Origin of the sequence: Staphylococcus sp. HMSC055C03 (genome assembly GCF_001809385.1) — a bacterium.
Classification (GTDB): domain Bacteria; phylum Bacillota; class Bacilli; order Staphylococcales; family Staphylococcaceae; genus Staphylococcus; species Staphylococcus simulans.
In genome coordinates this window covers 21,558-45,012 of sequence record NZ_KV797508.1, presented here as the reverse complement: position 1 = coordinate 45,012, position 23,455 = coordinate 21,558, and the positions used below count along the sequence as shown (strand labels likewise).

25 protein-coding genes and 3 pseudogenes are annotated in these 23,455 nt (G+C 34.5%); all 28 read left to right on the top strand.

All coding sequences use genetic code 11. The annotated features are described in order from the left end of the window. Window positions 1-308: pseudogene (locus tag HMPREF2603_RS09585) on the top strand (dUTP pyrophosphatase); the annotation flags it as partial. 42 nt (window positions 309-350) lie between these two features. Beyond that, the gene (locus HMPREF2603_RS09580) at window positions 351-542 is read left to right on the top strand and encodes a hypothetical protein (RefSeq protein ID WP_060804557.1); all 192 of its coding nucleotides are present in this window, start codon (window positions 351-353) and stop codon (window positions 540-542) included. Continuing rightward, window positions 535-711, top strand: coding sequence for a transcriptional activator RinB (gene rinB / locus HMPREF2603_RS09575; protein ID WP_070502089.1), 177 nt, complete (start codon window positions 535-537; stop codon window positions 709-711). The genes HMPREF2603_RS09580 and rinB overlap by 8 nt, the downstream gene beginning before the upstream one ends. 130 nt (window positions 712-841) lie before the next feature. After that, window positions 842-1,027 (top strand): hypothetical protein, encoded by a 186-nt coding sequence (locus HMPREF2603_RS09570; RefSeq protein WP_060804552.1) that lies wholly within the window; start codon window positions 842-844, stop codon window positions 1,025-1,027. Between the two features lie 80 nt (window positions 1,028-1,107). Beyond that, complete coding sequence (locus tag HMPREF2603_RS09565; protein ID WP_060804550.1) at window positions 1,108-1,521, top strand: hypothetical protein; 414 nt, start codon at window positions 1,108-1,110, stop codon at window positions 1,519-1,521. Window positions 1,522-1,704: 183 nt separating this feature from the next. Further along, on the top strand, window positions 1,705-2,088 hold the full coding sequence (locus HMPREF2603_RS09560) for a hypothetical protein (RefSeq protein WP_060804548.1): 384 nt from the start codon (window positions 1,705-1,707) through the stop codon (window positions 2,086-2,088). 5 nt (window positions 2,089-2,093) lie between these two features. Then, window positions 2,094-2,459, top strand: coding sequence for an HNH endonuclease (locus tag HMPREF2603_RS13770; RefSeq protein ID WP_060804563.1), 366 nt, complete (start codon window positions 2,094-2,096; stop codon window positions 2,457-2,459). 92 nt (window positions 2,460-2,551) lie between these two features. Then, window positions 2,552-3,025, top strand: coding sequence for a phage terminase small subunit P27 family (locus HMPREF2603_RS09550; RefSeq protein WP_023016047.1), 474 nt, complete (start codon window positions 2,552-2,554; stop codon window positions 3,023-3,025). After that, window positions 3,022-4,725, top strand: a complete 1,704-nt coding sequence (locus HMPREF2603_RS09545) for a terminase large subunit (RefSeq protein ID WP_070502086.1) — start codon at window positions 3,022-3,024, stop codon at window positions 4,723-4,725. The genes HMPREF2603_RS09550 and HMPREF2603_RS09545 overlap by 4 nt, the downstream gene beginning before the upstream one ends. 213 nt (window positions 4,726-4,938) lie before the next feature. Continuing rightward, a complete protein-coding gene (locus HMPREF2603_RS09535) occupies window positions 4,939-6,195 on the top strand; it encodes a phage portal protein (protein ID WP_070502084.1) in 1,257 nt (418 codons plus the stop codon). Continuing rightward, window positions 6,188-6,763: an HK97 family phage prohead protease gene (locus HMPREF2603_RS09530; protein ID WP_060804539.1), complete on the top strand. Its 576-nt coding sequence runs from the start codon at window positions 6,188-6,190 to the stop codon at window positions 6,761-6,763. Before HMPREF2603_RS09535 ends, HMPREF2603_RS09530 begins: the two co-directional genes overlap by 8 nt. A 93-nt stretch (window positions 6,764-6,856) precedes the next feature. Next, window positions 6,857-8,095 carry a phage major capsid protein gene (locus tag HMPREF2603_RS09525; protein WP_060804537.1) on the top strand — a complete coding sequence of 413 codons (1,239 nt, stop codon included), beginning with the start codon at window positions 6,857-6,859 and terminating at the stop codon, window positions 8,093-8,095. Between the two features lie 13 nt (window positions 8,096-8,108). Further along, window positions 8,109-8,264 (top strand): hypothetical protein, encoded by a 156-nt coding sequence (locus tag HMPREF2603_RS13440; protein WP_180363400.1) that lies wholly within the window; start codon window positions 8,109-8,111, stop codon window positions 8,262-8,264. A gap of 9 nt (window positions 8,265-8,273) precedes the next feature. Continuing rightward, the gene (locus tag HMPREF2603_RS09520) at window positions 8,274-8,564 is read left to right on the top strand and encodes a head-tail connector protein (RefSeq protein WP_031262785.1); all 291 of its coding nucleotides are present in this window, start codon (window positions 8,274-8,276) and stop codon (window positions 8,562-8,564) included. Next, complete coding sequence (locus tag HMPREF2603_RS09515) at window positions 8,545-8,877, top strand: phage head completion protein (protein WP_023016039.1); 333 nt, start codon at window positions 8,545-8,547, stop codon at window positions 8,875-8,877. Before HMPREF2603_RS09520 ends, HMPREF2603_RS09515 begins: the two co-directional genes overlap by 20 nt. Beyond that, window positions 8,877-9,254: an HK97-gp10 family putative phage morphogenesis protein gene (locus HMPREF2603_RS09510; protein ID WP_060804534.1), complete on the top strand. Its 378-nt coding sequence runs from the start codon at window positions 8,877-8,879 to the stop codon at window positions 9,252-9,254. Before HMPREF2603_RS09515 ends, HMPREF2603_RS09510 begins: the two co-directional genes overlap by 1 nt. Continuing rightward, entirely contained in the window at window positions 9,251-9,613 is a 363-nt protein-coding gene (locus tag HMPREF2603_RS09505; protein ID WP_060804532.1) for a DUF806 family protein, read from the top strand. The genes HMPREF2603_RS09510 and HMPREF2603_RS09505 overlap by 4 nt, the downstream gene beginning before the upstream one ends. Window positions 9,614-9,624: 11 nt before the next feature. Then, window positions 9,625-10,311, top strand: a pseudogene (locus HMPREF2603_RS09500) (major tail protein); the annotation flags it as partial. A 95-nt stretch (window positions 10,312-10,406) separates the two neighbouring features. Next, complete coding sequence (gpG, locus tag HMPREF2603_RS09495; protein ID WP_060804529.1) at window positions 10,407-10,853, top strand: phage tail assembly chaperone G; 447 nt, start codon at window positions 10,407-10,409, stop codon at window positions 10,851-10,853. Between the two features lie 59 nt (window positions 10,854-10,912). Further along, window positions 10,913-11,035 (top strand): phage tail assembly chaperone GT, encoded by a 123-nt coding sequence (gene gpGT, locus HMPREF2603_RS13245; RefSeq protein ID WP_105978203.1) that lies wholly within the window; start codon window positions 10,913-10,915, stop codon window positions 11,033-11,035. 17 nt (window positions 11,036-11,052) lie between these two features. Beyond that, window positions 11,053-11,760, top strand: coding sequence for a phage tail tape measure protein (locus HMPREF2603_RS09490; RefSeq protein WP_082709481.1), 708 nt, complete (start codon window positions 11,053-11,055; stop codon window positions 11,758-11,760). A gap of 122 nt (window positions 11,761-11,882) precedes the next feature. Continuing rightward, a complete protein-coding gene (locus HMPREF2603_RS09485; protein ID WP_060804527.1) occupies window positions 11,883-12,122 on the top strand; it encodes a hypothetical protein in 240 nt (79 codons plus the stop codon). 224 nt (window positions 12,123-12,346) lie between these two features. After that, window positions 12,347-13,273, top strand: a pseudogene (locus tag HMPREF2603_RS13825) (phage tail tape measure protein); the annotation flags it as partial. A gap of 1,503 nt (window positions 13,274-14,776) precedes the next feature. Then, complete coding sequence (locus tag HMPREF2603_RS09475) at window positions 14,777-16,657, top strand: peptidoglycan DD-metalloendopeptidase family protein (RefSeq protein ID WP_060804525.1); 1,881 nt, start codon at window positions 14,777-14,779, stop codon at window positions 16,655-16,657. 1 nt (window position 16,658) lies between these two features. Continuing rightward, a complete protein-coding gene (locus tag HMPREF2603_RS09470; protein ID WP_060804522.1) occupies window positions 16,659-18,152 on the top strand; it encodes a phage distal tail protein in 1,494 nt (497 codons plus the stop codon). Window positions 18,153-18,167: 15 nt separating this feature from the next. After that, the gene (locus HMPREF2603_RS13820) at window positions 18,168-22,886 is read left to right on the top strand and encodes a phage tail spike protein (protein ID WP_060804520.1); all 4,719 of its coding nucleotides are present in this window, start codon (window positions 18,168-18,170) and stop codon (window positions 22,884-22,886) included. After that, window positions 22,873-23,040 carry a hypothetical protein gene (locus HMPREF2603_RS13430; protein WP_155974680.1) on the top strand — a complete coding sequence of 56 codons (168 nt, stop codon included), beginning with the start codon at window positions 22,873-22,875 and terminating at the stop codon, window positions 23,038-23,040. The genes HMPREF2603_RS13820 and HMPREF2603_RS13430 overlap by 14 nt, the downstream gene beginning before the upstream one ends. Window positions 23,041-23,083: 43 nt before the next feature. Continuing rightward, entirely contained in the window at window positions 23,084-23,368 is a 285-nt protein-coding gene (locus HMPREF2603_RS09460) for a hypothetical protein (protein ID WP_060804518.1), read from the top strand. Window positions 23,369-23,455 lie beyond the last annotated feature (87 nt).

Sequence of the window (23,455 nt, the reverse complement as noted above, 5' to 3'; positions counted from 1 at the left end):
AAATTGACTCAGGATTTCATGAAAACATGGGGATAAATATTAAGAATGATACAGATTTACATTCAACAAGTGCAGATGTTCGTGTCACTGAAAACGGTATGGAAAATGACATTTTAAACATAAAAGGTGAAACAATAGCAAAAGATAAAGAAGGCGAGTATTTAGCCGATGTATACAAAATCAATAAAGGTGATAGATTGGCGCAGCTGGTCATTGTACCTATCTGGACACCAGAGTTAGAAGAGGTCGCTGAATTTGATATACAAAGCACACGTGGTACAAACGGGTTCGGAAGCACAGGATATTAATCAGCTTGGCGGTTCGTCCGCCTTGCTTTTAGGAGGTAGAAGATGAATAAAATAAAATTAATAACGTGCAGTAATAATATCTATTTCGCATATACGCATAAGTCATTCGATGAGTATGCTGAAAATATTTTAAATACCATCGGATATGTGCATGTTGAAAATTTAATTAAAAAGAAGTGTTGGGTTAAAACAGAATACATCGAATCGTTAATTTTGGAGGAAGACAATGATTAAAACTATATTTAAAATTATCTTAACGCTTACACTATACGAAGCAGCTAAATACACCACTGAACAATATATGATTTACCGCACACAGAATGATGATGTGGAAGCACCTGCAGACTTCGACATAAACGATCACATACATCTTATTAATTTAAAAGCAGAGGTGAGTGATTGATGTGGATAGCACTAACCATTCTCTTCGCTCTCCTCTCTCTTGTGCTTTATATGGCGAATAGAGAGTTGTATGAAGAGTTGAAGTTGAGGGATAATATAATAGAAAAATTGATTGAAAGGAATGGAAGAAAATGAATAAGAGAGATTATTACTTAAAGTTAATTAAACAAGTAGAGAAACATATAGAGTTCCGCGAAGAAGAAGTGCATGATATTGAGGAAAGTATTAAAAGAGAGAGTCAGCATTTGAATGATTTAGAAGAAGAACTAAATACACTTGAAGCAATTAAAGAAGATATGTTCAATAAACTATTATAATTAAAGGTTATCACGATAAGAATAATCGATAACTAAATGTTATAATAGGTGTATACATTATTTATCAATGGAGGTTATGCATGTATACTCGTGATGAAGTGAGAGAAATGATTCATAGTTATAAGTGGATGCAAAATATCGTAGAGTCTCAAATCTATGATAACGATAGCACATCAATTGCACAATATGGTATCGAAGCAGCAATGCCTAAAGGCAAAGGTGGTACGGGAGATAAAGTGTTCGTTAAGGTGATGAATCGTAATAGGCAGCACAGACGCAATATAAAGTTAGTAGAAAAGATATCTTTCATTGATAAATATGAAGACTGTATTATAGACGAAAGAAACTATCATATGCTCCAGATGTTGAAGTTGCGTATGAAGCATAAGACTATAAAAGATATCTTAGAAATAAATAGCGATTCAAAATTTTATGGCTGTATGAATGAAATTATAAATGTATATATGGATGCACAACGTGGATATTATGATTGAGAAGTGAATCGAGGATATCGAGGACATCGAGGAGAAAGAAGTGTATGTGCATTCAATGGATTAGGTTTATTATAATTGAGTTACAACAATATTATCAATTTGCAAAGACGCGCGCGATCAATACTATATTATAACTGAGGCACATCACTAACGTGGTGTGTCTCTTTTATTATGAGGTGAACAATGGAACTTAATAAGTATCAGTCTCTAAAGAAACCTAAAGAGAAACAGCATCATATACTGCATCTGATGACAACAGTAGGTAACATTGCTGATGTATATAACAATAATATTGAAAATATAGGTAATGAAGAACTTACAGTTATGTTAGGAGAAGTGTTAGAAGATTTAACAGCGTTAGCTACATTGAATAACATAACGCTAGATACAGTCGCTGGTATCAATATAAATAGTTATCAACCTAACATGCATAACCTAATTGATGTAGGAGATACTGTTACGTATGAGAAAGAAAGATATATTGTACATGATGTTATTGGTAATCAATTGTTGATTGCTAACAGAGATAAAGACTTAGTAATTGATATTAATTCATTAAGAAGGTGAAAGCAATTGGGATAATGCGTAGATGTAGTCACCCAACATGTAATACGTTGATAAGCCACAATGAAACATATTGCAACAAGCATAAGACTTATATTAATGGTAAATACAATGATTTGAGACAAAGAAATGACCCAGAATACTTAAGGTTTTATAAATCAAAACAATGGCAGAACATGAGGGAACTTGTGATGATAGATAATCATTACTTGTGTAGACAATGTGGAAGGCAAGCAAATGTTGTTGACCATATCATACCAACTAAAGTAGATTGGTCGAAAAGATTGGAAAAAGAAAATCTTCAACCATTATGCAATGAATGCCACAATAGAAAAACGAAAAGAGAACAAAGTGAAGTCCCCCACAGGAAATAACGGGGTGTAATATTAAACTACTCGAGAACGAGGCAGAGTTTTCTTCTCAAAAAATTCCCTTTATCTAGAAATTTTATTAGGAGGTGCTAAATTTGGCTGGTAGACCTAAAAAATTATTGATGAATTCCAATAAAAATTATACAAAAGAAGAAATTATCGAAAAAGAACGACAAGAAACACAGTTGAGTAAATTCTCCAAAATAGATTCTACACCACCAAGCTTTTTAGATGAAATTGCAAGAGAGGAATACTTACGGATTATCCCTCATATGCAAGAATTACCAATTTCTAACTTAGATAAAGGTCAAATTGCACAATATTGTAGTTTCTATAGTGATTTTGTAAAAGCAAGTTTAATTTTAGAAAAAGAAGAACTAATGATTGAAGACACACGAGGTAATATGAAGATCAATCCCGCTTTCAATGTAAAAGAGAAGGCGGGTATTCGTATGCAGCAAACAGCCAACACATTAGGATTAACTATTGATAGTAGACTGCGAATAGTTGTTCCTGAAGAGGAAGAAGAGGACGACCCATTTGCACAATTTGCGAGTGATGCTCAATGATAGATTTTGTAACACTATACGCTAAGAAAGTTGTTAGTGGAGAAATCTTAGCAAGTAAGAAAAATATAGCAGTGGCTCAAAGACACTTAGATGATTTGAAAAATGCTCCATTAGATTGTTATTTCGATGTTGACCAAGCAAATAAAGCTATTAAATTTATAGAAATGCTTCCTGATCCTAAAACAAATCAACCTATGCCTTTAATGCTATTTCAAAAGTTCATTGTAGGTAGTATATATGGATGGCGTAGACGCGGTGGTTTCAGACGTTTTACGAAAGCTTATATTAGTATGGCAAGAAAACAAGGTAAGTCATTAATTGTCTCAGGTATGTCACTGAATGAATTGTTATTTGGTCAATATCCTAAATATAATCGTCAAATATATGTATCATCTTCAACGTATAAACAAGCACAGACGATTTTTAAAATGGCAAGTCAACAAATTAAATTACTACGTTCTAAAAGTGATTTAATCCGTAAATCTACAGAAGCGCGTAAAACAGACCTTGCGCATATAACATCAGAGAGTGTGTTTGAACCGCTTTCTAATAATCCAGATGCGGTTGATGGTAAAGACCTTACCGTTGCGATTTTAGATGAATTGGCCAGTATGCCGGATGATGAGATGTATTCAAGGTTTAAAACAGGTATGACGCTTCAAAAGAATCCCCTTACTCTCTTAATATCTACAGCAGGTGATAATTTAAATAGTCAAATGTATCAAGAGTATAAATACATCAATAATATTTTATCTGGAGAGGTGAAAGCGGATAATTACTTCGTATATTGTGCAGAAATGGATTCAGAAGATGAGGTAAATGATGAATCTTTATGGATTAAAGCAATGCCTTTGTTGGAATCAGATGAACATAGGGATACAATTCTTCGTAACATTAAAGCGGATATTCAAGATGAGTTAGAAAAAGGGACATCATTCCATAAAATACTAATTAAAAACTTCAATCTTTGGCAAGCTAATAAAGAAGATAGCTTAATAAACATCCGAGAGTGGGAAAATGCGGAAATTGAGAAAGACGTATCAAAAATATATGGAAGCGATGTTTATATTGGGGTTGACCTTTCAAGGTTAGATGATTTAACCAGTGTAGGTTTCCTATTTCCGCAAGAAGATAAAACAATGTTGATTGATAGTCACTCATTTATAGGTTTACGAACTACATTAGAGCAAAAATCAAAAAGAGATAAGATTGACTATCAAAAAGTTATTCATAATGGAGAGGCAGAAACAACCCGTTCACCTTCTGGAATGATTGATTATCGACAAGTTATTGAATTTATTGCAGATATCATAGACAAATACAAACTCAATGTTAAAGCTGTTTGTTATGATCCTTGGAATGCACAATCTTTTATCACTACCCTAGAAACAATGATGATTGATTGGGATTTAATTGAAGTAGGCCAAAACTTTAAACAACTTTCACAGCCCATAAAAGAATTCAGAATGTGGATAGCTGAAAGGCGATTAAAACATTTTGGTAATGACTTGCTAACAATAGCAGTGAATAACGCAGTATTAGCTTTTGATTACGAAGATAATGTGAAAATTGATAAACGTATCAACAGACAAAAAATTGACCCTATTATTTCAATAATCACAGCATTTAGTGAAGCACGTATGCATGAATTTGAGATTGATTGGTCATCTATTTATGAAAGTGCTGAATTTGGTTTCTAGGTGGTGAGTAAATGAATTTTAATAAGATATATAAATTTTTAAAATTGCTAATTGTTAATATCGTCAGTATCTTATTTTTAATAGGTTTAACTGTGGTTAATATTGCAATGTATATCGGCTTTGGTTTAGTTTTCGGATTAATTGCTACAGGTTTAACTTTGATTCTGATTGCGTTAATTATCGATCATGAGTCTAAAGAAAGGGGGTAAATAAGTGGGTATTTTCTATAAAACAGAAAAACGAGATTTACAGTACAACGAAGAAGACTTGCAAATGATGGTTAGTACATTGCCAGGATTTCAAGGGAGTAATATTCGTGAATATGCGTCTGTTGATGCTATTAAACACAGCGATGTATTTACTGCTGTCACAATGATTGCATCTGATTTGGCTCGTATGCCCATCAGGCTAATGGAAAACAGAGAAATAGATTATAATAATCGTATTACTCACTTGTTGAATACAAGACCAAATGCAGTCTATAACGGCTATATCTTTAAATTAGTTGTGTTTATTAATGCACTATTAACATCTCATGGTTATGTAGAAATTATCAGAGATAAATTGGGGTTACCAGAAGCGTTAGTTTTTAGAAAAACATCAGAAGTTCAATTGAAAGTATCAGATGGTGGTTATTATTATTATAAATTTAGAACAATCACTGAAAATGGAAAGATGATTGAACGAAAAATTAAATTTGATGATATGTTAGATATAAAATTTTACTCATTAGATGGTATTAATGGTTTATCTTTATTAGATACACTCAACAAAATCATTGATGCAGATAATAATGGTAAAGATTTTCTTAATAATTTCCTGAGAAATGGTACACATGCAGGCGGTATTCTTAAAATGAAAGGTGTATTAAATGATAAGAAAGCAAGAAATCGAGCAAGGGAAGAATTCCATAGAGCTTTCAGTGGTACTAAACAGGCAGGTAAGGTTGTTGTTCTAGATGAATCAATGACATTCGATCAACTTGAGGTAGATACAGAGGTTTTGAAACTTATTAGAGAAAATAAGTCGTCTACTCGAGAGATTGCCGGAGTATTTGGGATACCCCTTCATAAATTTGGTGTAGAAACAACTAATATGAGTATCACAGATGCTAATTTAGACTATTTATCTACATTAAAACCTTATACAACATGTGTATGTGCAGAATTAAACTTTAAGTTTAATGATGAAATCACAGATGATTTTAAAGAGTTTATCTTTGACACTACTGAAATTCGTGTGGTAGATGAAAAAACACAAGCAGAAATAGATAAAATCAACTTGGATAGTGGAAAAACAAATATTGATGAAATTAGAAAGCGTGATGGCTTACCACCTATTCCTGGTGGACACGGCAGTATTCATCGTGTTGACTTAAACCATGTGAATATCAGTCTGGTAGATGAGTACCAAATGAATAAATCGAAAGGTACAGACAACAAACTGAAAGGTGGTGAACAAAATGAATAAAGAAATCAGAGTAGGCGTTGTTGATGAGGTAAGGACTAGTGATGACCAAAAAATGATTATTGAAGGTTATGCGTTAAAGTTTGATACATGGTCAGAAGATTTAGGTGGTTTCAAAGAAACAATCTCTAAAGAAGCATTAAGAAACACAGACTTATCTGATGTACGTTGTTTAGTCGACCATCAACCATCGCAAATCATTGGAAGAACAAGTGCTGGTACCTTAGCACTTCGAGTAGATGATGTTGGATTAAAATATCGTTGTGAGTTACCTAATACAACATTCGCACGTGATTTATACGAAAATATGCGCCTTGGTAACATAAATCAATGTTCATTTGGTTTTATGTTAGATAAGAAAGGTGATGAACTGCGTTATGATGAGCAAGAAGGTATTTATAAACGTACTTTAAAAAGCATCAGTCAATTAACTGATGTATCGGTGGTTACTTATCCAGCCTATAAAGATACTGATGTTAAACCAGCAATTAGAAGTATAGAGAATTTTGAACGAGAAAAACGCAAGTTCAAACTTAGAAACAAAATTAATGAATATGCTAATCAAAAATAATATTCGGTGAAGTTGAACACCATAAAAAATACAACCTAGGACATGTCTATAAGATGATGTCTTTTTTTAATATTAAAAATTGGAGGTTCTATAATGAATAAAAAACAAAAACTACAAGCATCGATTAAAGATGCACAACGTCAAATTGACCTAAAAGTAAAAATCGCTACGCGTGCGTTAGATAATGATGAGTTGGAGAAAGCAGAACAACTTGAACAGGAAATTGCAGAATTACGCAAAAAAGTTCAAGAAAAAGAAGAAGAATTATCTAAAATTAAAGAAGATGATGATAATAAAAGTAACGAAGGAAATACAGAACCAAGTCAAACTGAAGGTAATGTGAATGTACGTTCAATGGGTAAATATGGTAATGTTTTCGATTTAGCTATTCCTGGGCAACAAACACAAGTAACTTCACAAGAAGTTAGGGATTTCCAAAATTATCTTGAAACTCGAGATGACATTCAAGGTGGATCATTAAAAACAGATTCTGGTTTCGTTGTCATTCCAGAAGAAATTGTGACTGATATTTTAAAACTTAAAGAAGTTGAATTTAACTTAGATAAATATGTAACAGTTAAGAAAGTTAATAATGGTTCTGGAAAATATCCAGTTGTACGACAATCAGAAGTTGCAGCGTTACCAGAAGTTGAAGAACTTGCTGAAAATCCTGAGTTAGCAGTTAAGCCATTCTTCCAACTGGCATATGACATCAAAACACGCCGTGGTTATTTCCGAATTTCACGTGAAGCAATTGAAGATGCGAAAGTCAATGTGCTACAAGAATTAAAATTATGGATGGCTCGTACGATTGCGGCAACACGAAACCAAGCTATTATTGATGTAATCCAGAATGGAGGACCAGGAGAAAATGGAGACAGTACAAAATTACGTTCTGTTGAGGCTGCAAGTATCGATGGCTTAAAAGATGCAATTAATTTAAATGTGAAACCTAACTATGAACATAATGTGGCGATTGTATCACAAACATTGTTTGCTAAGTTAGACAAGTTGAAAGACAAAAATGGTAATTACTTAATTCAACCGGATGTTAAAGAGAAAACACAACAACGTTTGTTAGGTGCTAAAGTAGAGATTTTACCTGATGAAATGTTAGGAGATTCTGGAGCGGAAACGTTAATTATTGGTAACTTAAAAGATGCTATTGTGTTATTTGATCGTTCACAGTACCAAGCTCAATGGACAGACTATATGCACTTCGGTGAGTGCTTGATGGTTGCTGTTCGTCAAGATTGCCGTATCTTAGATTATAAAGCAGCAGTGGTTGTTCACTTTAAAGATGAAGCAACTGAAGAAGTACAAACTTTATAAGGAGGAATAGAACATGGCTAAATATAAAGTGAATCAAGCATATATTGATAAAGAATTAAAACGTACCTTGCAAAAGGGTGAAGAAGTAGAAATGACTGTGAAACGTGCAAATGAAGTTAACAAAAATGGCAAACCTAAAAATGGTATATTAACTAGAATTGATGACTAGAGGTGAAGTGTGGTGGACTTAACACTTTTAAAAAAGCATTGTAAAATCGACCACAATTCTGAAGATGACTTGCTAGAAGAATACTACACTTGGGCGAAATACGATATAGCTGATGCAGTTACAGATGATATAGAGTGGTTGGAGGAACAACCGTTGTTTAGAGCGGCTGTATATCCTTTGACCGCTTATTATTTTGAAAATCGTATTGCTTTTGAAGAACGAGATTTGAATTATGCGCCACATATGGTTCTAAGTGTAGTTCATAAGTTGAGGGATGCATATGAAATTCAATTCAAATAGATTAAACGAGCGGGTTACTTTTTGTGAAGACATAAGTAAATCTATTAACGGCTTACCACAAAAACCTGTCCCACAAGAATTATATAGTTGTTATGCAGCCATTCAAGACGCGAGAGAATCAGACACACAAACAAGTATCAGTACAGGATCTAAATTTATTAAAACTATTATCATTAGAGATCCTCGTGGTGAATATAAGCCAAATAACAAGCACTATGTGTTACATGAAGGTGAAAGGTATGACATTATTTATGTAAAGAAGGATTATCAAGATAAAGCTTTCATTCGAGTATATTGTGAGGTTATTTTATAATGCCTGCTAAAATTGAAAAAAATGACATTGAGCAAGGTCTTGTTAGAAAGCAGCTTGAATTTAATGCTAAGCAAAATCAAGTGTTAAGAGAAGCAGCTCAAGCGTTAGTACCTGAATTAGCTAGAACCACTCCCGTCAGCGATAGAAAAAAACATGCAAAGAGTCACGTAACTATTTCTAATGTAAGGACTGATAAAAACAGTTATGAAAAGTACATTGTTGTAGGTTACGAAAAAGGTTATTCACATCGTATACACGCAACAGAGTTTGGAACCATGTATCAACGTCCGCAATTATGGATTACTAAGACAGAGAAAAACAATAGACAACTCGTTTATCGAAAGATGTTAAGTGCCATGAAGAAGGTGATTAAATGAGTATAACCGAATTAATCTATAATGAAATCATTAAAGATGAGCGGATTACTATAAAAGATAATGTTTTTAGGTATGTAGTACCTCAAAACTTTCATACACAGACTAGTAAACCAATTGTTAGGATATTTCCTTTGCCTTTTAATCCTGAAGAATATGCTGACAATGAAGAAATGACTAGAGAATACGATGTTCAAGTAGATATTTGGTGGTCTGAAAATGAGCCAAGCGAGCAAGCTGAACGAATTGCAAAAAGATTAAAGGAATTAGATTTTAAATCATATTATAGAGAACCCTTGTACGAAGTAGAAACAATGACGTTTCGTGAAATAATTCGTGCAAATGGTTCTCTTTTTATTTAGGAGGAATTTTTATGGAAAAATTAAAGTTAAATTTACAGCATTTTGCAGAAAAGGATACAGGAGTTTCCGGTATTGCAATTGGTGTTACAAATTTCTATTGGGCGCCTATTGTTAAAGATACAAGTGAAAACTGGGAAGTAAAACCAGGTTCTCGTACACGTTTCTTGAAAGAAATCGAAGTTGACCGACCACAAGAAGTGGAAGAAGAATATGGAGATAATATGGTTGCAGCAACTGCTGTTTCTAACGGTAAATTATCAGTTAAAACAACTTTCGTTTCCATCCCTGCAGATCAAAAAGCTTTCTTATCCGGTGCTAAAAAAGGTGACGGAGGATATAAATACGGAGCGAATGATATTCCACCAGATGTAGCGGTAGTATTCGAGCGTACAAACCATGATGGCTCATCTGAATGGGTGGGACTATTTAAAGGTAAATTTACGCGTCCATCATTATCAGGACAATCAAAACAAGATAAGGTTGAATTCCAAAATGATGAAGTTGAAGGTTCATTTGTAGACCGTTTATATGATGAATCATCGCATGTGACTGGTTATGATGACAAAGGTTCTACAAAAGGTCGCGACTATGTTTTCTTAGAAACATTCGGAAAAACTTATGAAGATTTTATCAACTCATTAGCACCAAGTGAAAGTGAAACAGTTGTTAAGTCAATGAAAGATAGCACATCACCAGAGGACTCAGAAGAATTACAATCACTATAAAACTTTAAGAGGGGAATTCCCCTCTTTTTTTAATGAAAAATTTAAAATCAGAAAGAAGGAATATAATTATGACAAGAGCATCAATTGAACTTATTACAGGATATACAAAAACAGGTAAACCACAGACTAAAAAATACTTAGCAAAGCCGATGATGTCACTTTTTGACACAATTCAAGGTTCAAAGTTATCTACAAAACTAACAAAAACGTTTAAACAACCGGATTTTGAAGATTTAACACAAGAGGAATTTGACAAGTTGAGTGAAACAGAACAAAAAGAATATCAAGCTAAAGTTGAAGAGTATCAAGAATTGGTTTCAGAACAATTTGAAGTTTTAGATGAAGTTACAGCATTTGTAGCAGAAGGATTTGATAACCAATTCACATCAGAGGAGTTGCAAAAAGGTATTCCAGCAGGCGCTGAAGGTCTTAGTACTTTAGTTACTGTTTTAGAAACACTTATTTCAGGAGATTTAGACGATACAAAAAAGTTCGTGACAGAGAAGAAGAAATAAACCCTGAAGATTTAACTCCTGAAGGCAGATATAACAACTATATGAAGCTTGCAAAAAAGTTGATTGAAGATGGTATGGATGCTGAAAAAGTAGCAAATATGCCTATTCATTTCTTTTTAGAAATTGTAAGCAGCAAAGTGGAAAGCAAGAAAAAAGCAAAAAGCTTTGCAGATATTTTTTAAAGAAAGGAGGTTAGTGTATGGGGAACCCAATAGGTAATATGGTCATAAGAGTTGATTTAGATGGCTCAGGTTTTAATAAAGGAATGGCCGGATTAAATCGACAAATGCGCATGGTATCTCGTGAAATGAGTGCTAATTTATCAAAATTTGGTCGTTATGATCAATCTCTTGAAAAATCTAAAGTTAAAGTAGACGGGTTAACTAAAAAACAGCGTGTACAAGCTCAAAAAGTAAAAGAGTTAAAACAAGAATATGACAAATTATCTAAAGAAACTGGGGAAAATAGCGCAAAAACTCAAGCAGCAGCTGCAAAGTATAATGAAGCATACGCCGAATTAAATAAGTATGAAAGAGAACTGAAAGAAGCAACTGAAGAATTGAGAGCTCTTGAACGACAACAACAAGCAATGAATACTACTATGGGAAAGATAGGTAGTAAGTTCTCTGAAATAGGACCTAAATTCCAAGAAATAGGTCAAAAAATGCAATCTGTAGGACGTAGCATGTCTATGTATGTTACTGCTCCTATTGTTGCAGGTTTTGGTGCTGCTGCTAAAAAGAGTATTGATTTTGATGATTCAATGCGTAAAGTTAAAGCGACATCAGGCGCTACTGGTGGCGAGTTTCAACAATTAAGAGACAAAGCCCTTGAAATGGGAGCTAAAACTAAGTTTAGCGCATCTGAATCAGCAGAAGCATTGAATTATATGGCCTTAAATTGCTAGGGCGGTTATCAAGTAATTGATAGCAAAAAATAGAATGTGAAAACGGTAAAGGTTAAGTTTTGATGGCTAGTTGGGATATATTTTGTTATACTTAATATATAGATACTAGTCGAGGTGACGATATGAAAAGATGTATATCATGTAAAGAAGAAAAAGGTTTTGAGCATTTTTCTAAAAATCGTAATAGTAAAGATGGGTATAAAAATTATTGCAAAAAATGTGCTTCTAAATATAACAAAAGGTATAGAGAAAAACATAAAGAAAAAGTAAACGCTAAAAATTTTAATGAATGGTACCCAAAAACTGACTTTTACGATACAGAAAATGAAAAGAAGATATACGCGTATTTCAAAACGTTATAATCAAAATATACTAATACCGTGCCAAGCTCATCAGAAATGTTGAGAAGGTGTAACGACTAGATAAAGTAACCTAAGTAAAAGACGTCATATGTATGGCGTTTTTTTATATGGAGAAATATCCACGAGCGCATTCCACCCTACGAATCAGAGGGTGAAGATATAGTCTGAGCTATGTGGAAACATATAGAAGTAGAGGATAAAGAGCCTTTACGATAACAACAACTGTAGCAGGTTGGGATACCAAAGATATGTTAGGCGGTATCGATGGTGTTATGCAATTAGCTGCTGCCTCTGGGGAAGATTTAGGACAAGTGAGCGATATCGTTACTGACTCATTAACAGCATTTGGTATGAAAGCTAAAGATAGTGGACGATTTGCAGATGTATTAGCACAGACAAGTTCTAAAGCTAATACCGATGTACGTGGTTTAGGTGAAGCGTTCAAATATGCTGCTCCAGTTGCAGGCGCATTGGGATATACTGTGGAAGATACATCTATAGCTATCGGTTTAATGTCCAATGCTGGGATTAAAGGTGAAAAAGCCGGTACAGCATTACGTACCATGTTTACAAACTTAGCTAAACCAACAAAAGCTATGCAAAACAAGATGGAAGAGTTAGGTATATCTATTACTGATAGTAACGGTAAGATGCTTCCTATGCGTGATGTAATGGATCAGTTGCGTGATAGGTTCAAAAACTTATCAAAAGACCAACAAGCAAGCGCAGCTGCAACTATCTTTGGTAAAGAAGCAATGAGTGGTGCATTGGCTGTTATTAATGCTTCAGATGAGGACTACAAAAAGTTGACTAAGTCTATTGATAATTCAACAGGTGCAGCTAAACGAATGTCGGATGAAATGGAAGGCGGAATTGGTGGTTCAATCCGTCAAATGAAATCCGCTTTAGAATCTTTAGCTATAAGTATCGGAGATGTGTTAGCACCTCACATTAAAAGAGCGGCAGAAACTTTAGGTAATTTAGCGCAAAAGTTGTCAGATTCTCCTGGTTGGGTTAAGACTGCAATAGTAAGTGTTGGTTTATTTGCTGCAGCATTAGGACCAGTTATTCTTGTTACAGGGATGTTTACATCTGCAATAGGTAGCATTATGACTACTTTAGGTCCTGTGATGACAGGCATAGCTAAAGCTGGTGGAGTAATGAATTTCTTAGGAAACAAAGCGCCGTTTGCTGCTAAAGGCTTGACTTTAGTAGGTGGAGCTTTTAAATTCATGCTTGGTCCAGTAGGTTTAGCAATTGCAGCAATAGTAGCAATCGGTACAGCATTTGTAATTGCTTATAAAAAATCTGAAACATTCAGAAATATAGTTCACTCTGTAATAGATCCAGTGATGAATGGCCTAAAAAAGATGTGGGATGTTGCTAACCAAATATTTAATGCTTTAGGAAGTTTATTATCTGGTAAAACATTACCAACAGTGGATTTATTATCCAAGATTATGCCTAAAGAAACTGCTAGAAAAGTGACCGTTACTTTAATGCAAATTAGACAAGTATTTATAGACGCTTTTAAAGGTATTTGGTCATATATACAAGAAATAGGTAAGAAGTTATCTGATTTTTGGAAGGAAAATGGAGATACTATCATCCAAGCATTAGCCAATATTTGGAGTGTCATATCGACTGTCTTTATAGAGATTAAGAACTTTTTATGGCCTATTTTACAAGAGTTAGGCGGTCTTGTTCAAACTATATTTATGAATGTTATAGTTCCAATTATCAAAATAGCAATGGGAATTATATGGAATGTAATGAAGTTTTTATGGCCACTAATCAAGATATTAATCGTTGATACTTGGAATAATATCAAAAATATTATCAATGGAGCTTTGGATATCATTTTAGGTATTGTTAAGATATTCAGCGGACTATTTACTGGCCAATGGAAGCAAGTTTGGAATGGTGTTAAACAAGTATTCAGTGGTGCATTAACGCTTATATGGAACCTTATTCAACTTTGGTTCATCGGTAAAATACTTAAAGTAGTTAAGATATTCAGCGGACTTTTCAAAGGTGTTATAAGTTCTGCTTTTAAACATATCAGAAGTGTAATAAGTACAGTCCTGAAGTTTATTTGGTCTATTATCAGTACGATTTTCAAACGGATATTAAGTATCACTAAAACAATTTTTGGTGCTGTGGCAAAATTCATTAAGTATATATGGAATGGTATAAAAAATGCCGTCGTCGGAGCAGTTAAATTTATTTATAACGGAGTTAAACGTTACTTTACCGCATTAAAAAATACTGTGAACAAAATATTTACTGCTGTAAAAAGTTTTATCGTCAAAACATGGTCAAATATTAAGAACACAGTTGTAAAATACGCTAAAAGCTTATGGTCCGGCGTACGTAATACATTTAATGCTTTATCTAAAGGTGTTCGTAATATTTTTAGTCGCTTACGCAGATGGTTATCAGATACTTGGAGAAATATCAAGAACACAGTAACTAGATACGCCTCACAGTTATGGGCATCAGTCAAGAAGACTTTTAATAATTTATACAATGGTACTCGTAACATAACTAACAATGTTAAGAGGAAAGTTACAGGCATCTGACAAGGAATAAAGAAATCTGTAACTGGTATTGCTAGTGCGTTATGGTCATCAGTTAAGAAGACTTTTACAAATATGCGTGATGGATTATCTAACATCATTGGTAAAATTAAAGATCATATCGGTGGAATGGTAAGTGCTATCAAAAAAGGTTTGAATGGTCTTATCAAGGGCTTAAACTGGGTAGGTTCTAAGTTGAGCTTGCCTAAAATACCTAAATTATCAACTGGTACACAAAGAATTAATCGCCACATCAGAACAACATCTGATGGTCGATTAAAAGATGGCACTATGGCAGTCGTTGGAGATAAAGGACCAGGCAATGGAAGAGGTATTGATGGCAGACGCGAATTAATTCAATATCCAAATGGACGCACTGCGTTAACACCTGCCAAAGATACAACAACCTTCTTGCCTAGAGGTTCAAGAGTTATCAGCGGCAGTATGCGTCAAAAATATGAAGAAGCTGAAGGTGCAGGTATGATGCCTCGCTTCAGCATGGGTACATTACCAAGATTGAGTATAGGTACATGGTTCGGTAATGCCAAAGATTGGGTCGGCGATAAGCTTAAAGGTGCCGGTAAAGCTGTTGGCAATAGTGCAAAATGGTTATCCGACAAAATCGGGGACGTTATGGACTACATGGATAATCCAGGTAAACTACTTAACAAAGTACTTTCCATGATGGGTGTCGACTTTAGTTCTCTCACAAAAGGTATGGGTATAGTTGGAGATATTACACGTGCTGCATGGAAAAAAATTAAAAAAGGCGCACTAGATTGGATTAAAGGTGGATTTGAGGCTCAAGCAGGAGATGGATCTGTGTTTGAAGGATATGGAATTCTACAAAAATATTCTGCTCCGCCATATCCGCCGAATCCTAATTACCCTTTCAATGGCGGAGTCCATCACGGTGTCGATTATGACATGCCTGTTGGTACGCCTGTGCGTACACCGATGGCTGGTCGAGTTAGAAGTTGGTACGATAACTACGGCGGCGGTAATGCTATCACTGTTTCAAAAGGTAAAACATTTTTATGGTTCATGCATCTTAGTAAGCAACTTAAGAAGACAGGAGAACAAGTTAAAGCAGGACAACTTATTGGTAAATCAGGTAACACGGGTTCAATGACTAATTATCGACATCTTCACTTCCAAGTCAATCAGGGCGGAGAATCCAACAGTAACTCTGTAGAACCGCTTAGCTGGTTAAAGAAAAATGGTAAAGGTATCGGCGGTAAATCAGGAAAATGGAATGGCAATATTCGACAAGCATTAAAATTAGCCGGTTTGCCTACATCTCAAGCATACGTAAATGCGTGGGCGAGACAGATTCAAACGGAATCAGGTGGAAATGCTAAGGCTATCGGTGGTACTGATGGTTTAGCGGACGGTCGTGCAATGGGGCTTGTGCAAGTTAAACCTGGTACATTTAATGCTTTTAAATTACCAGGACATGGTAATATCATGAATGGTCTAGATAACTTAATTGCTGGTATGCGTTATGCAAAAGCTAGATATGGAGGTAGTATATTATCAGTAATAGGTCGTGGACATGGGTATGCGACAGGTGGACTCGTCCACAATGGCTTATATCATTTAGGCGAAGAAGGGTACCCTGAATGGATAATACCTACTGACCCAAAACGAGCAGATGATGCAGCTAAATTACTTGCATTGGCTAGTAAGGATATTAGTAAAAACAAACGTCCTAGCCAATTGAAAAGTGTCAATAACCTTTCTGATGATGGTCATACAGTGAGTGTCTTAGAGCAGAAAATGGATAAAGTAATTGGTTTACTTGCTAGATTGGTTAGTGCTGGTGACACAATTGCAGATAAGGATTATGAACCAGTAATTGATAAATACGCACATAAACAACAAGTTTTTGACGCAATAGATGATTATAATAGACAAAAACAAAGACATAGAAGGTTTAATCCTGGAGGAGTTTAAAATGCTAGATACAATAAAAGTTAATAATAAAACAATTCCATGGTTAGTAGTAGAAAGAGGGTTTAAAATACCCTCTTTTAATTTTGAAATAGAAACTGAAGATGTACCGGGAAGAAAAGGTTCAGTTTTTAAAAAGAGAGAGGTGAAAGGTTATGAATTTGACTTACCTTTAATAGTAAGTAACGAACATCTCTCACACGGTGGAATGAAAAAACACGATGATATTTTAAATGAGATAGTACGTTTCTTTGATTATGATTATGAAGTTCCATTACAATTCATGACACAAGATTGGTACTGGAATGCTTTTTTTGAAGGTCCTGTAGAAATTGATAAGACACCTAGAGGAGTATTGTCATTTGTTATAAAGGTTGTTTTGGTAGACCCATACAAGTATGCAGCAACCGGCAACTACAACACTGCTATATCAGACCAAGTGTCTATTGTGAATAGCGGTACAGCTGATACACCCGTCACAATAGAAGCGAGGGCATTAAAAAATGCTAACTTCTTCCAAATTGCCAAAGGCGATGAGGACTATTTTATGATTGGTGACGATGATGTAGATAAACCACTCAATGACTATTCACCACTCATTTTAGGTGATGAATTGCGCGTGTTTAAAGGCTGGAATAAACAAGATGCCAAAGACTTCACTGATAACCATACAGGCGGTGACGTTGGTGGTGCTTTCAGTCAATCTTCAAGCAAGGAGTCATTCTACCTAAACACAGAAAGCGTAACGGGTAGTGGTTGGCAGGGCGCTATGTATAAACGTAGCTTTGTCAATTATGCGAGCGCTCAAGACTTTTCAACGACTGTTAAGTTTGGCCTAAACCAACGTCGTAAAGGCGCAGTACACTTCGCACAGTACCTCTACGATACAGACGGACGAGTGATCGCTTCAATTGGTTACAGTAATCCTAACGCCAACTCAAACACAGGACGTATCATTGTTACACTGTTTAACCAAAATGGCGACCAAGTTAAGATATACGACTATAAAAACAATCCTAGTTTATACAACATGGATGAGTTTGTGGTCTATATTAAGTTGGAACGTCGTAGCAATCAATTTAAAATAAAAACCTGGAAATATAGAGAGATTCCTTATCCGTTAAGAAAAATCGCGTTTGATCAGCATGAAAAAATTTATATGGATAGCGGTAAATTCTACACACGACCTATTGCTTCGTTATCTTTATATTCTGCTAAGAATGGTAATAATCCAGTCATGCCGCTATATATTTTCGGTACTTATACGAGAGAGCTATTGCCTAAACCTAAAGGGGCAAGAGATATGATTATCAAAAAAGGCGATGAAATTTTGATTGATATGCGTAATCATAATGTATTAGTAAATGAAGAGCCTTTTTTATCTGAAAAAACTTTTGGTTCTAACTATTTCAATGTAGAAAAAGGGCATACAGAATTAATTATCTCACCGTTAAATACATTTGATACAACGGTTCGTTGGCAAGATAGATATTTATAGAAAGGAGGTTGCAATTTGCTGCATATTTTAGACTATGAAGATAAAATTATAGACTTTATTTCCGAAGATGACGCATCAATTATTAACGCAAAACATAACCGTGATATTAATAATCGCTCAGAAACGTTTGACTTTACAATACTGTCAGAACGAGCTATAAATATGCAAAAGAATTATAGAGTCATTATTCAAGATAGCACTGGTCAGTATAGAGAATTTATTATCGAACATATTTCACAAGATATGGATGGATATACTGAAATAGAAACAACAGCTTCATATTTAGAAGATATAACCGGTGCGCCTCCTTATGCACCAGGGAGCTTTGAGAAAAAGACAACCACAGAAGCCTTATATGATGTATTGAAAGATACGGGATGGCAAGTGTCAGAAGCTACTGAATATGGGGGTATACGTACGACATCATGGACTGGTTTTCATACACGTTACGATATACTGGTGCAATTGTGTACGACTTACGATATGATAGTTGATTTTTATATCGAGTTAGGTAGTAATACAGTTGATGGTCGCTACGTTGTGCTGCGTAAGCGAAATCCTATATTTCAAGGTAAAGAAATAGTTAAAGGTAAAGACTTAACTGGTTTAAAGCGAATTGTTGATATGAGCGAAGTTAATACCGCATTATTATGTGTGGGTCCTGAAAAAGAAGATGGATCACGTATTACTTTAACCGTCAAAGATGATGAAGCCCAAGCGCAATTTGGATTGCCAGGAAGATATATTTGGGGTATCTATGAACCTGAAACTGAAGATGAGAATATGACTGAAGCACGATTACGTTCATTAGGTACAACTGAATTGAACAAACGTAAAAAAGAAAAAATTAGTTATGAAGTAACATCTCTAGATATAAAAGAATACCAACCACATGAAGTTGTTCATATCGGCGATATGGTACGTATCAAAGATAGAGATTTTACGCCTCCGTTGTATTTAGAAGCTGAAGTAATCGCTGAAGATTATGACATGGTTACTAAAGAATCAACATATTCCTTTGGCGAGTATAAAGAATATCGTGAAGATGATTTACGACAAGAGTTTTATAAGCATCTTAGTAATATTAGACAACGAATGAATGATAACTTCAGCAATGTAAATACTATTGTTAGGGAGACCAACAGTCAATTACAGTATTTCGAAAAGAAAATTATTAAGTCGCAAGATGCGCCGGAAAATCCAGTCAATGATATGTTGTGGTTAGACACTAGTAATCCTAAAGTAGCAGTGTTACGTAGATACTGGAACGGACAGTGGATAAATGCGACTGCCGAAAAAGCTGATGATATTGACGCAGTCACACGCGAGAAAGCTTTGTACGATGATTTAAATAACACATTTATAAACCTGAACATTCAACACAGCAAGTTATTAAGTGAAGTATATGAAGTTATAGACAGTGAATACCTTGTCGATACTGCATTGCAACAACAAGTTCAACAAAATTTAGATAATACAATCAACGTCTATAATGCAATTAAGACAAACCTTGAAAGTATGACACCGGAAACAGCGACAATCGGAAAACTTGTTGATACACAAGCACTGTTTTTAAAATATCGCGAATTGCTGCAAACACTGTATAACTCATTAGAAAACGCTAAGATTGCAATAGATGATCGTTTCAAATTACTGCAATCTCAATACACAGATGAGAAATTCAATGATGCAATGTCTAAAGTAGCTGAAGGCATCGGCGGCACATGGAACGCTGAAACAGGTCAATTACTTTCAGATATTCCAAGTCAACAAGAATTAGAAGACGCGTTGAAAACCTATATTAACGGCCAAGACGCCGCATTAAAGCAGCTTATTGACGGTGAAGTCAACAGCAAGATAACACAAACTAAGAATGAATTAAGCAGCAACATCAGCGTAGTGAGTGCTAAGGTAGACGGCATTCAAGTAGGTGGACGGAATTTAATCAAAAACAGTGATAAAACACTTATCAATGAAGGTAAAAAACTGATTTTACCCTTTGCACTTGTCAATGAAAGTGATTGCTACACTTTATCTTTCAACGCATATCTGGGTAAAATCACTGATATTACTAAACCTAATACGATTGAAGTCACTTATAAATTAACAGATATGTTTGGTGAAAGGTTCGAAACATTCACTAAAATTATTGACGTATCTGATATTGTACAACCAGATAAAACAATAGAAGAACGATTACATTTAACTATTGATGCTGGTGGTTGGTACGGAATTGAAGACATATATATAGATGTATCAAAATTAAGATTAGACCCTATTCAAGTGTACAATTTTCAACTTGAACAGGGTAATATTGCAACAGCTTATCAAAAAGCGCCCGAAGATACAGAAAATTTAATCACAACTGCACAGACACGTTTTAATAGTGACATTAAACAATTAAAAGATAGTATCACATTAAAAGCGGATAAGACAGAAATCAAAACAATGTATGACAACAATATTAAACCACTAGAAAGACAAGTTAATGATAATTCTGCAGAGTTGGAAATACAGTCAGATAAGATTAATAGTAAAGTATCAAATGAACAATACACTGCAGATGTGGACGATATCATTTCTAAATTGAATAGTGCAGAATCACAACGTATACAATTATCTAATCAAATAGCTGATAAAGTGAGTATATCTGAATATACTAGAGGTATTGATTCAGTCAAATCTACAAATAGAAATTATATACAATCGTACTATTCTTCTGCACAAAATAGTACATCGGGTATAGCAAAAGGTCCTTATAATGTAGAGTTAAATGCAAGCCAAAGGATCAATTTTTATTTTTATGATAGAGATAACAGTGGTAATCCAGCCTTAGAACAAGACACTGACTACATTCTAAACGTACACGAAAGTAGCCCGGAAATTAAAGTGGGTGTTTTTTATAAAAAAGGGTCTTATACAATTGTTGGTTACACAACTGATAAAATTATACGTTTTAATACTGGTAATAGAGAAGATATTTTAATAGTGGTTTTGTCAACTACTAATAATCAATTTATAGGTAAAGTTAGTTTATATAAAGGCTCGAAAGAGCTTGATTGGTCACCTGCTCCAGAAGATGTAGAATTATTAGGTATGACTGCTGAAAACAATGCCAAATCATATACAGATAAGTACAAAAATGAAAATGAAGCTAAATTAAATCTTATTAATACTGAAATTGCTCAAAATGGTAGAGACATCAATGCACGTGCAACAAAAGAAGAGTTTAATGCAAGCAGAAAAACATTGTCAAAAGTTATTAGTGATTTTTCTATGAATACAACAACCGGTCTGACATTATCATATGATGAAAATGGCAACATTACATCGCATACTGTTGGACCAGAAGGAATTATGTTGAAGGGCGACCGTGTCAATATCAATGTGAATAAAGACTTCCAAGTGTTAGCTGGTAATGTAAATAATAAAGTCGGTAAAGATGAAATCATTAATCGTTTAAACTTATCACCAGAAGGTTTAGACATCAATGTAAATAACTTAGGTATACGTGGCGGGGATAGTACAAATTATTTATCAATCAAGAATCAAGAAATATTATCCCGTGGTACATTCACAAGGACATGGGGCGGCGTAACTGATACACCTAGTGCAGAAATTGGAATTAAAGATGGATATATTCTTTCTAGAAATAAAAAAACAGGATATAACCTTTATATGACTGAAAAAGGACTATCCACAATGATGTCCGGCGGCGTCGGTTCAGAACAAGCTGGTGCATTAGAATTTCATTACGATTTATTTAATGATAATTCACGTGGTGTGCGCCTTTCGTCTACTTATGGAGTTGTATTCCTGCACTCTGAAAATAGTCGTATCTATACTCGATCCAGATATACAACAAATATTGAAACTTGGGAAGCATCTGTATATATTCGACCTCAAGTTTATTCTCGTCCAGGTACTAACGAATTCAGTTTTTACCTCAAAGATAATGACAATGCTAAAGATACGGATGGTACATTGCTATTCGGTGAAATCTATGACGATAAAGGTCAAGCAGGTTCAGGACTAAGGTTTAAAAAAGCGGGTTTTTCTGGACAAACTGAAGGGGAATATGAACCTGTCGTATACGCTACAGATAAATTTGGAAATATTGGAACAGGTAGTTTTCACGCAAGAAACTTTTATGGAGATTTTCAATCCAGAAGTGGATATTTATATCTTAAAGCAAATAACCGAGTTCGTATAACAGACTACAAAGGTTATAACAACGGTAATCCAACATATGGTGATTTACAGTGCAGGTGGATACAATCTGAAAGTATCCGTACAACAAGCACTAATTTTTATATCGGTACATCAACAGGTGAAGTAAGAGTTACTAACAACTTGCTTTATAACGGCGGTAATATTGGTTATAAGCCTATTAGAGCTGAAGCATTCTATAACTCATCTTTAGTGGATTACAAAAAAGATATAAAAAAATGGGATTATGACGCATTAAATGTTATTGCTAATGAATTGCAGCTTTACCAATATAAATACAAGAAAAATAGTATAGAGGAGCTCAACACTGATGAATACAATCATCATGGTTTAATTATCGGCGACGGTTACCAAACACCGCCTGAATTCATCCATAAAGACGGTGTAAATCTTTATGAAATGGTTTCATGGTCACTTCGAGCAATACAGCAATTAAATGACATTACAAATGAACAAAGTGAAAAAATCAAACAATTGGAGGAACAAATAAATGAATCAAAATAACCAATTACAAGCAGATCCAAACAAGGTAATTAATAACTTATTGAACAGAATCACTGAGCTGGAAAAAGATAATGCAATTTTGTTCGCATTGTATCAAGAGGAATTAGAAAACAAACAAAATACTGATGAAAATGACCGTGGTGTAAGTGAGTAACTTATACCACTATTTTTATACAAATTTTTAGGAGGAATTTATTATGGAAAGAATCAAGGAATTTTACTTAGTGGAAATTAATAAATATGGAGAAGAGAGTGCATTAATGCAAAATTATTCGAATGGCTTCGTCAGAGGGGCTTCGCCTAATACTGCTTATAAATTTCAAGAAAAAGAACAAGTGATCCAAGCTTGTAAGGTTCAAAATATGCTTGCTACTATTTTGAACAATGGGACTAAAACTTATTTTGTGGAACAAAATATTGAACGTGAAATGTATGATGAGAAAGGTGAAGTATATGTAAAAGGCGAGGTGCAAGAGGTATAGCCTTTTTCCCTAACTTTTTTAGAAAGCAGGTGAATGGATGAAAAAGCTGAATCTATCAGAGATGATAGCAAGCACCCTATTATTCGG

Bases quoted from the DNA above. Each gene is read 5' to 3' on its own strand.
- HMPREF2603_RS09580 (WP_060804557.1), top strand. From the start codon at position 351: ATGAATAAAATAAAATTAATAACGTGCAGTAATAATATCTATTTCGCA.
- rinB (WP_070502089.1), top strand. From the start codon at position 535: ATGATTAAAACTATATTTAAAATTATCTTAACGCTTACACTATACGAA.
- HMPREF2603_RS09570 (WP_060804552.1), top strand. From the start codon at position 842: ATGAATAAGAGAGATTATTACTTAAAGTTAATTAAACAAGTAGAGAAA.
- HMPREF2603_RS09565 (WP_060804550.1), top strand. From the start codon at position 1,108: ATGTATACTCGTGATGAAGTGAGAGAAATGATTCATAGTTATAAGTGG.
- HMPREF2603_RS09560 (WP_060804548.1), top strand. From the start codon at position 1,705: ATGGAACTTAATAAGTATCAGTCTCTAAAGAAACCTAAAGAGAAACAG.
- HMPREF2603_RS09545 (WP_070502086.1), top strand. From the start codon at position 3,022: ATGATAGATTTTGTAACACTATACGCTAAGAAAGTTGTTAGTGGAGAA.
- HMPREF2603_RS09530 (WP_060804539.1), top strand. From the start codon at position 6,188: ATGAATAAAGAAATCAGAGTAGGCGTTGTTGATGAGGTAAGGACTAGT.
- HMPREF2603_RS09525 (WP_060804537.1), top strand. From the start codon at position 6,857: ATGAATAAAAAACAAAAACTACAAGCATCGATTAAAGATGCACAACGT.
- HMPREF2603_RS13440 (WP_180363400.1), top strand. From the start codon at position 8,109: ATGGCTAAATATAAAGTGAATCAAGCATATATTGATAAAGAATTAAAA.
- HMPREF2603_RS09515 (WP_023016039.1), top strand. From the start codon at position 8,545: ATGAAATTCAATTCAAATAGATTAAACGAGCGGGTTACTTTTTGTGAA.
- HMPREF2603_RS09510 (WP_060804534.1), top strand. From the start codon at position 8,877: ATGCCTGCTAAAATTGAAAAAAATGACATTGAGCAAGGTCTTGTTAGA.
- HMPREF2603_RS09505 (WP_060804532.1), top strand. From the start codon at position 9,251: ATGAGTATAACCGAATTAATCTATAATGAAATCATTAAAGATGAGCGG.
- gpG (WP_060804529.1), top strand. From the start codon at position 10,407: ATGACAAGAGCATCAATTGAACTTATTACAGGATATACAAAAACAGGT.
- HMPREF2603_RS09490 (WP_082709481.1), top strand. From the start codon at position 11,053: ATGGGGAACCCAATAGGTAATATGGTCATAAGAGTTGATTTAGATGGC.
- HMPREF2603_RS09485 (WP_060804527.1), top strand. From the start codon at position 11,883: ATGAAAAGATGTATATCATGTAAAGAAGAAAAAGGTTTTGAGCATTTT.
- HMPREF2603_RS09475 (WP_060804525.1), top strand. From the start codon at position 14,777: ATGCGTGATGGATTATCTAACATCATTGGTAAAATTAAAGATCATATC.
- HMPREF2603_RS09470 (WP_060804522.1), top strand. From the start codon at position 16,659: ATGCTAGATACAATAAAAGTTAATAATAAAACAATTCCATGGTTAGTA.
- HMPREF2603_RS13430 (WP_155974680.1), top strand. From the start codon at position 22,873: ATGAATCAAAATAACCAATTACAAGCAGATCCAAACAAGGTAATTAAT.
- HMPREF2603_RS09460 (WP_060804518.1), top strand. From the start codon at position 23,084: ATGGAAAGAATCAAGGAATTTTACTTAGTGGAAATTAATAAATATGGA.